Annotated in this window: 8 protein-coding genes; 3 read left to right on the top strand and 5 right to left on the bottom strand. The window is 66.3% G+C overall.

All coding sequences use genetic code 11. The features are described from left to right. Window positions 1-67: 67 nt before the first annotated feature. From cobJ to ON44_RS17785, 3 genes are all read right to left on the bottom strand, one after another. Entirely contained in the window at window positions 68-1627 is a 1560-nt protein-coding gene (cobJ, locus tag ON44_RS17795; protein WP_040691445.1) for a precorrin-3B C(17)-methyltransferase, read from the bottom strand. Further along, complete coding sequence (locus ON44_RS17790) at window positions 1624-2253, bottom strand: precorrin-8X methylmutase (protein WP_040691447.1); 630 nt, start codon at window positions 2251-2253, stop codon at window positions 1624-1626. The genes cobJ and ON44_RS17790 overlap by 4 nt, the downstream gene beginning before the upstream one ends. Window positions 2254-2357: 104 nt before the next feature. Beyond that, the gene (locus ON44_RS17785) at window positions 2358-2795 is read right to left on the bottom strand and encodes an Lrp/AsnC family transcriptional regulator (RefSeq protein WP_040691444.1); all 438 of its coding nucleotides are present in this window, start codon (window positions 2793-2795) and stop codon (window positions 2358-2360) included. 109 nt (window positions 2796-2904) lie between these two features. Between ON44_RS17785 and ddaH the strand changes: the two genes are divergently transcribed. Beyond that, a complete protein-coding gene (ddaH, locus tag ON44_RS17780; protein ID WP_218007599.1) occupies window positions 2905-3804 on the top strand; it encodes a dimethylargininase in 900 nt (299 codons plus the stop codon). Window positions 3805-3820: 16 nt separating this feature from the next. Here ddaH and ON44_RS17775 read toward each other — a convergent pair whose 3' ends face one another. Together ON44_RS17775 and cobG are read right to left on the bottom strand one after the other, a co-directional pair. Next, entirely contained in the window at window positions 3821-4333 is a 513-nt protein-coding gene (locus ON44_RS17775; RefSeq protein WP_051182143.1) for a hypothetical protein, read from the bottom strand. A 130-nt stretch (window positions 4334-4463) separates the two neighbouring features. After that, entirely contained in the window at window positions 4464-5678 is a 1215-nt protein-coding gene (gene cobG, locus ON44_RS17770) for a precorrin-3B synthase (RefSeq protein WP_040691442.1), read from the bottom strand. 197 nt (window positions 5679-5875) lie between these two features. Between cobG and ON44_RS17765 the strand changes: the two genes are divergently transcribed. Both ON44_RS17765 and ON44_RS17760 read left to right on the top strand, forming a co-directional pair. Further along, window positions 5876-6316 carry a nuclear transport factor 2 family protein gene (locus ON44_RS17765; RefSeq protein ID WP_040691441.1) on the top strand — a complete coding sequence of 147 codons (441 nt, stop codon included), beginning with the start codon at window positions 5876-5878 and terminating at the stop codon, window positions 6314-6316. Window positions 6317-6494: 178 nt separating this feature from the next. Then, a partial coding sequence (locus ON44_RS17760; RefSeq protein ID WP_040691440.1) for a cobaltochelatase subunit CobN occupies window positions 6495-8350 on the top strand: 1856 nt, incomplete at its 3' end.

The following is an 8350-nucleotide window of genomic DNA, read 5'->3' as shown; positions in this document are numbered from 1 at the left end:
TGTTGTCCATGCCTTCAGCGTGGCCGAACCCGTGTCGGAACGTGCACGGTTTCTTGCGGAATCGGAGTCAGCGCTGGTAGCGGCGCGAGGTGTAGACCCTCGTGCCCTGCTCGGACTCGATTACTGCGGTGGTGGAGGCGCCGATGATCAGCAGCGTGCGCATATCGACCTCCGCCGGATTCAGCTCGGCGAGGGTGACCACACGGACGGATTCGGTGGGTCCGCCCACATCGCGACCGAGCACCACCGGGGTATCGGGCTTGCGATGCTCGAGCAGCACGTCACGCATCGCCGCTACCTGCCAGGTGCGCTGACTGGAGGCTGGGTTGTAGATCGCGATCGCCATATCGGCCGCGGCGACCGCCGAAAGTCGTTGCGCGACAACCTCCCACGGCTTGAGTCGATCCGAGAGCGAAATCATCGCGTAGTCGTGGCCGAGTGGCGCGCCGACCCGGCTGGCGACCGCATTGGCCGCCGTGAGCCCGGGCAGCACCCGCACCGGCACCCCTTGCCACTGCGGATCGGCGGATTCCTCGAGTACCGCAGCCGCCATCGCGAAAACCCCGGGATCGCCCGAGGACACGACAACCACCTTGGCTCCCTGTTTCGCGAGATCCAATGCCATGGCGGCACGTTCGGATTCCACCCGGTTATCGCTGGCATGCCTGCGCTGCCCGGGACGCGACGGCACCCGATTGATGTAGGTCGTGTAGCCGACAAGATCGGTGGCCTCGGCGAGTGCGCGTTCGACCTCGGGTGTGGTCCAGTCGGGTGAGCCTGGGCCGAGCCCGACCACCACGACTTCACCGATGGCGTCGCTGAAATGGCTCGAGGTTGCCTCGACCCGAGAGCTGTCGAAAGGAACTGTCTGCCCCTGCCCCGAATTCGTAAGGGGCAGGGGGATTGTCGGCTGCGGGCCGGGAACGAGGGTGATGGCGAAGTACGGCACATCCGCGTCGTCGACGTCGTCGGCGGCGAGTACGCGTTGGCGGGTGCTGCTCGCGCGTTCGATGTAGTAGGCGTCGGCGAGGCGGCCGGAGTCCGAGAGGGCTTGGCGCACACCGGGATAGGTGCGACCGAGTTTCATGATGGCGGCGGCGTCGGTATCGCGGAGGCGGCGGGTGAGCTCGTCGGTGGGCATGGTGCCGGGCAGCACGGTCAGCACCTGCTCACCCTCGACGAGCGGGGTGCCGAGGGCCGCCGAGGCCGCGCTCACGGAGGTGATGCCGGGGATGATCTCGGCCTCGAACCGGTCGGCCAACCGGCGGTGCATATGCATGTACGAGCTGTAGAACAGCGGATCGCCTGCGGCGAGCAGTGCGACGGACCGGCCCGCCGCCAGATGGGTTGCCAGGCGTTCGGCGGCCTGTTCGTAGAACTCGTCGATGGCGCCCTGATAGCCGCCGGGGTGGTCGGTCGTCTCGGTGGTCACCGGGTAGATCAGGTGTTCCTCGAGTTGACCCGCGCGCATGTACGGCGCGGCGATGCCACGCGAGATGCTGCGACCGTGGCGTGCGCTGTGGAAGGCGATGACATCGGCCTCGGCGATCACCCGCGCCGCTTTCACCGTCACCAGCTCCGGATCACCGGGGCCGAGTCCGACACCCCACAACTTGCCGTTGCTCATTCCTGTTCGCTCGCAATCGCATTCAGTGCCGAAGCGGTAATAGCGCTGCCGCCGCGCCGCCCACGCACCGTCAGATATTCGACCCCGCCGGATTCGATCAGCGCGTCTTTGGATTCGGCAGCACCGACGAAGCCGACCGGTATACCGAGGATGGCGGCGGGCCGCGGCGCACCCGCATCGATCATGTCGAGCAGATGGAACAGGGCGGTCGGCGCGTTGCCAATGGCGACCACCGCGCCCTCGAGGCGATCGCGCCACAACTCCAGCGCCGCGGCCGACCGCGTATTGCCCATCGCCGCAGCCAGTTCCGGCACCCGCGGATCGGCGAGGGTGCAGATCACGTCATTGTCGGCGGGCAACCGCTTGCGCGTCACGCCGGACGCAACCATCTGCGCATCACAGAGAATGGGAGCCCCCGACCGCAGCGCGTCCCGCGCCGCTGCCACCACACCGGGCGAAAACGCTACGTCCCCGGCCAGATCCACCTGCCCGCAACCATGGATCATCCGCACCACAACCTGCGCCACATCCTGCGGAAACCCACTCAGATCCGTCTCTGCCCGAATCATCGCGAACGACCGCCGATAGATCTCGGCCCCATCACTGACATAACGAACATCGGACATGCCCCCCACCATATGAGCCCTCCCTCTCCACGCCCGCCGCGGGTCGAGAATGTACTGGCGGCGGCAAACTTCGAGGCCGCCTGCATGAATGCATTCTCGGCGGATCAGGTGCGGGGGCGTTCGAGGATGCGGGACATGACTATGGAACTGCGGGTGCGGCCTACTCGGGTGTTTTCGCGGATTCGTTCGACGGTGGATTCGATTTCGGCCATATCTGTTGCCATGACGTGGACGAGGGCGTCGGCTTCGCCTGCGATGGTCCAGACCCCGACTACCTGGGGGATCGGTTCGAGGCTGCGGCGGAGTTCGGCGGGGGTGATGTTGTCGCGGTAGTAGACCTCGACGTAGGCCTCGGTGGTCCAGCCGAGTGCGGCGGGATTGACCAGTGCGGTGAAGCCGGTGATCTGGCGGCTGGCGACCATCTTGTCGACGCGGCGCTTGACCGCGGGTGCGGACAGTCCGACCTTCGCGCCGATTTCTTGGAACGAGGCGCGCGCCGATTTGAGCAGATGCGCCAGAATCTGCCGGTCGATGTCGTCCACGTCACACCCACTCCCGATCGACGCAATGATTCGCCGAATTCGCTCGATCATGCACAATGAATCGTTGTTTCCGGCGCAATACTAGGCGAATTACCTTCGTGTCAGTGGAATGCCGCGCCTACCTCCGGGAGACACGTTGACCTCTGTAACCACCCTCCGTATCGAGCCCGCGCGGCAGCCATCCCGACGTCAGTTCGTGATGTGCCGTCCGGATCATTTCGACGTCTGCTACTCGATCAATCCGTGGATGAATCCACAGGAACCCGTCGACCGCGCGCTGGCATTGTCGCAGTGGGAGACATTGCGCGCGACATTCGAGCACTACGGCCATCGCATCGACGTGGTGCCAGGGGAGCCCGGTCTGCCCGATATGGTGTTCGCCGCGAATAGCGGGCTGATCGTGGGTGATCGGGCGATGTCGGCGCGTTTCACCCATACCGAGCGGGCCGCGGAAGGCCCGGCGTATCACCGCTGGTTCGCGCAGCACGGGCTAGTGGAGTTGGTCGGGGCGCAGGAAATCAATGAGGGCGAAGGTGACTTCCTGCTGGTCGGTGAGCGCATGCTGGCCGCGACCGGATTCCGGAGTTCGATTGCCGCGCACCGTGAGGTCGAGCGGTACTTCGATCTGCCGGTGGTTTCGCTCGAACTGGTCGATCCGCGCTTCTATCACCTGGATACAGCGCTGATGGTCCTCGATGACACGAATGTCGCGTACTTCGCGCCCGCCTTCAGTGCTGCCAGTCAGGCGATACTGGCCGAGCTCTATCCGGACGCCATCCGCGCCACCGATGCGGACGCGGTGGTTCTGGGACTGAACGGTGTCTCCGACGGGCTGAATGTCTTCATCAGTAGTCACGCCGACAACCTGGCTTCGGAGCTGCGTGCGCAGGGGTACAACCCGGTGGGCGTCGATCTGTCGGAGTTGTTGAAGGCCGGTGGTGGCGTGAAGTGCTGCACCTTGGAGATTCACGAGGATCCGCGGAGTGCGCCGACCGCGGTTGCTTCGTGAGGCGCGAGCACCGCTGTCAGAACGGGAGTTCGGTGCGCCAACCGCTGACGCCGGGTTCTGCCAACGGATGAACTTCGGCGACGAATTTGAACAGCAGGAGTGCGCCGCTGATCTGTAGCACGGCGAGCGGGATTTCGGCGAAGCAGGCGATGGCGATGGAGAACCAGACGTCGCGAGGGTTGGCGGTCGTGATGTCGAACCAGGCGTCCACGAGCAGCAGCAGGCCGGTGCCGAATGCGGGCAACATGAGCAGTTGCTTGCGCTGCCAGCCCAGGTAGGCGGTCGTCGCCATCATGATGACCAGCAGGATGTCGAATCCGACCCAGGTCAGCGTCCAATTACGGGCGTGATAGTCGGGCGGCAGCGACACCGCGAGATACACGATCCACGGAATCAACGCGATCGACCCACCGACCATCAGCGTCAACCGCACGCGCCGATGAATCCGCACCACCTCCGGGCGCGGCAACACCTGGTCTGGCGGCAACTGCAACCGCCGAATCAACTCCCGCCGCTCCTGCGCCGACATGGCGTCGATCTCCGCATCACCCAACCCCACCGGAACCCTCCTTCCACGGGCCGTCAGCTGACCTCACCGTGCCACGAGCCGTGCCGAAGAACCTGATCATGTGGTGCCTCGTTGGTTGTTTGGGCGGATGTCAGCCGATGCGGTAACCGTTTTCGGTGGCGACGATATCGGTGACCGGGCCGCGGGGGCGGCCGCAGCAGCGGTCGCAGCCGGACCAGTGTTGGCGGCCTGCGACCGTGACGTCGTCGGCGCTGTGGACTTCGATGGTCGGGTCGAGATCGTCTACGCCGCTGGAATTGCTCTCTGCGGCGGGCTGGTTGGTGGGGGGTAGTACGCGACCGGATTCGACGGCGGCTGTGGCGTCGGCGCGCACGTCGGTGAGCGCTTTTGCGCAGCCGGGTTGGCCTGCGCAGGCGCTGACCTGGAGCCAGGGGGAGTTGGCGTCGAAGATCAAGCCCATGGGGGCCAGTACGCGGACGACCTGTTCGGCGGGCCATTCCTCTAGATCGGTGATCACCAGGCTGCGCCAGGGGGTGATGAAGATGGGGCGTTCCACGGCGGCGATGAATTCGGCATTGCGGGCGGGCAGGGAGCCGAGGCGAACGGCCGCGCCGAGGCTGACCAGGCCGTTGTCCTGGTCGAGCCAGCCGATCGGAATGTCATGGGCGGCACCGAATTCCAGGCGTTCGGGGCCGCGGGACAGGCCGAGGATATCGATCACTCCCCGCACACCGTCATCGACTTCGTGCAGCCGCCATTGACCCGAGCCGAGATCGAGGAACGCGTGCGCGGCGGCCAGCATCACCTGGACCGCGTCGGCCGCGGATACTCGGATGCCGGAGTCACCACCAGCCAGCACGAGCGCGAATTCGTCTGCGTCCGTCGCGTGTACGCCGATATCGCCACCAAGGCCGCTGATATCGCCGCGGCCGTCGTCGAGGGTGAACAGCACGCGGCCCGGCAGTTCGGCCAACCGCGGTGCGGCGCGCAAACCCGTGTCGAGCGCCGGAACGAGCGCATGTACATCCGCCCAGCCCCCGATCCGGCCCGACAGCGGCGAGGCGACAATATTGCGCACCCGCTCATGCGTATCGCTCGGCAACAGCCCGGCACCCGCCAACCGCTCACTCAGCGCGGCCGCATCACGCACCTGCCGCAACTGCGCATTGCCCCGCGAGGTCAGCTCGATATTTCCATCGCCGAGTTCGGCGGCCGCCTCGGCCAACACCTGCAACTGCCCCGGCTCCAGCCGCCCACCGGGCAGCCGAATCCGAGCCAACGGCCCATCGGCCGCCTGATGCAGCCGCAGTACACCGGGGCAGGAATCGGGATTCGTACGCGTCATGACCCATCCAGCCTACGACCCCACGGCCGCGCAACCAGCGACGGCCGAGTGCCGACAGCTCCCGGTCGCGAATCCGGCGACGGTTGCGATAGGTGACCGCTTACAGCGCACAGTCGCGAATCCGGCGACGGCAGTGACGCTTGCCCCTCGAGAGCGTCCAGTCGGCGTCCGCACGTGCCCGCATTAAGGTTGGCGGAATGAGCGAAATCTACACCGTTGCCGACCGACTCGCGATCATCGACGTTGTCACCAGAATGTTCGTCTACACCGATCAGAAGCGCTGGGATGACCTTCTCGGCGAGGTATTCACGCCGAAGGTCGACTTCGACGGTGGCTTCGGCGGCGAGGTGGCGGTGCGCCCCGCAGCCGATATCGTCGGCGATTGGCGCACGGGCCTGGCCGACCTCGACGGCGTCCATCACCAGGCGGGCAACTACCTGGTCGACCTGCAGGGCGACCACGCCGAAATCCACGCCGACGCCATCGCGGTGCACGTGAAAAACGATGCGTCCCACGGCAAGACGCGCACCTTCGTCGGCAGCTACAGCATCGGTGCCGAACGCACCGCCGTGGGCTGGCGGGTCGACAAATTCCACTACCACCTGAAGGTGATCGACGGAAACGCCGACCTGACCTGAGCGCCGAGTAGCTGACCGTCGACGAGCGGCACGGAGCGGCGGGTTAGCATCTGGGTTGCTCGGCGGGCGATGAGGAAACCGGTGGAACTCCGGTGCGGTCGCGCCACTGTCGAAAGCCAGACCCTCTCCGGCGAGCACCGTAACCGATGGGCGCGTCACCCGAGGAAGGCTGCCACCTGTGATTTTGCTGCTGTCGACGTCCGACACCGATCTGTTGAGCGCGCGTGCGAGCGGTGCGGAATATCGGTGGGGGAATCCGGCTCGGCTGTTGGTCGAGGACCTGCCCGCGCTACTCGACGGCGTCGATCTGGTGATCGTGCGGATCCTCGGCGGCAAGCGCGCCTGGGAGGACGGGCTCGCGGCCGTGCGCGCGAGCGGGGTGCCGATGGTGGCGCTCGGCGGTGAGATCGCACCCGACGCCGAGCTGATGGAATGCTCGACGGTGCCCGGTGGTGTGGCCGCCGACGCGCACAACTACCTCGCCGCCGGTGGTGCGGAAAATCTCCGTCAGCTGCACAACTTCCTCTCGGATACGGTGCTGCTCACCGGCCACGGCTTCGAACCGCCCGTGCAACTGCCGAGTTGGGGCGAATTGGAGCGCACACCGAGCGCAACGGCCGAGCACGCCCCGACTGTGGCCGTAATCTATTATCGCGCACAGCATCTCGCCGGAAACACCGCCTACATCGATGTCCTCTGCACGGCGATCGAAAATGCGGGCGCGAAGGCTCTGCCGCTGTACTGCGCCTCCCTGCGCACCGCCGAGCCGGGACTCCTCGACACCTTGCGCACCGCAGACGCACTGGTGGTAACCGTGCTCGCGGCGGGCGGCACCAAGCCCGCCAACGCATCGGCCGGCGGCGACGACGAGGCATGGGATGTCGCCGCCCTCGCCGAACTCGATGTACCCATCCTTCAGGGCCTGTGTCTCACCAGCGGCCGCGCCCAATGGGAGGCCAACGACGACGGACTCTCCCCGCTGGACGTCGCCACCCAGGTGGCCGTCCCGGAATTCGACGGCCGCATCATCACGGTTCCGTTCTCCTTCAAGGAATTCGACGCCGACGGACTGTCCACCTATGTGCCCGACCCCGAACGTGCGGCCCGGGTCGCCGGTATCGCGGTCCGGCACGCGCGGCTGCGCCACATCCCGGCCGAACGGCGACGTATCGCCATCATGATGTCGGCCTACCCGACGAAGCATGCGCGCATCGGCAACGCCGTCGGCCTGGACACTCCCGCCAGCGCCATCCGGCTCCTCACCGAGATGTGCGCGGCCGGTTACGATCTCGGCGACGAGAGCGAGGTGCCAGGACTCGCGGAACGCGATGGCGACGCGCTGATCCACGCGCTGATCGCCGCGGGCGGTCAGGATCCGGACTGGCTCACCGCCGAACAGCTCGAAGGCAACCCGATCCGCATCAGCGCCGATCAGTACACCAGTTGGTTCGACACCCTGCCCGATGACCTGCGTGCAGCCGTGATCGAGGCGTGGGGACCGCCACCCGGTGAACTCTACGTCGACCGCTCCGCCGATCCCAAGGGCGAAATCGTCATCGCCGCATTGCGTTTCGGCAATATCGTGCTGATGGTGCAGCCGCCGCGCGGCTTCGGCGAGAACCCGGTCGCCATCTATCACGATCCGGACCTGCCGCCCAGCCACCACTACCTCGCCGCGTATCGATGGATCGCCGCGCCGGAGGGATTCGCCGCCGACGCCATGGTGCACCTCGGCAAGCACGGCAATCTGGAATGGTTGCCCGGCAAGACCCTCGGCATGTCCGCCTCCTGCGGCACCGATGCCGCGCTCGGTGAGCTGCCGCTGATCTATCCGTTCCTGGTCAACGACCCGGGTGAGGGTACCCAGGCCAAGCGCCGCGCTCACGCGACCCTCGTCGACCACCTCATTCCGCCCATGGCCCGCGCCGAAAGTTATGGCGATATCTCGCGTTTGGAGCAGCTGCTCGACGAACACGCCAATATCTCCACCCTCGATCCGGCCAAACTGCCCGCGATCCGCCAGCAGATCTGGAC

The organism is Nocardia vinacea NBRC 16497, assembly GCF_000308835.1.
Classification (GTDB): Bacteria; Actinomycetota; Actinomycetes; order Mycobacteriales; family Mycobacteriaceae; genus Nocardia; species Nocardia vinacea.
This window is presented reverse-complemented; position numbering and strand designations above follow the sequence as displayed.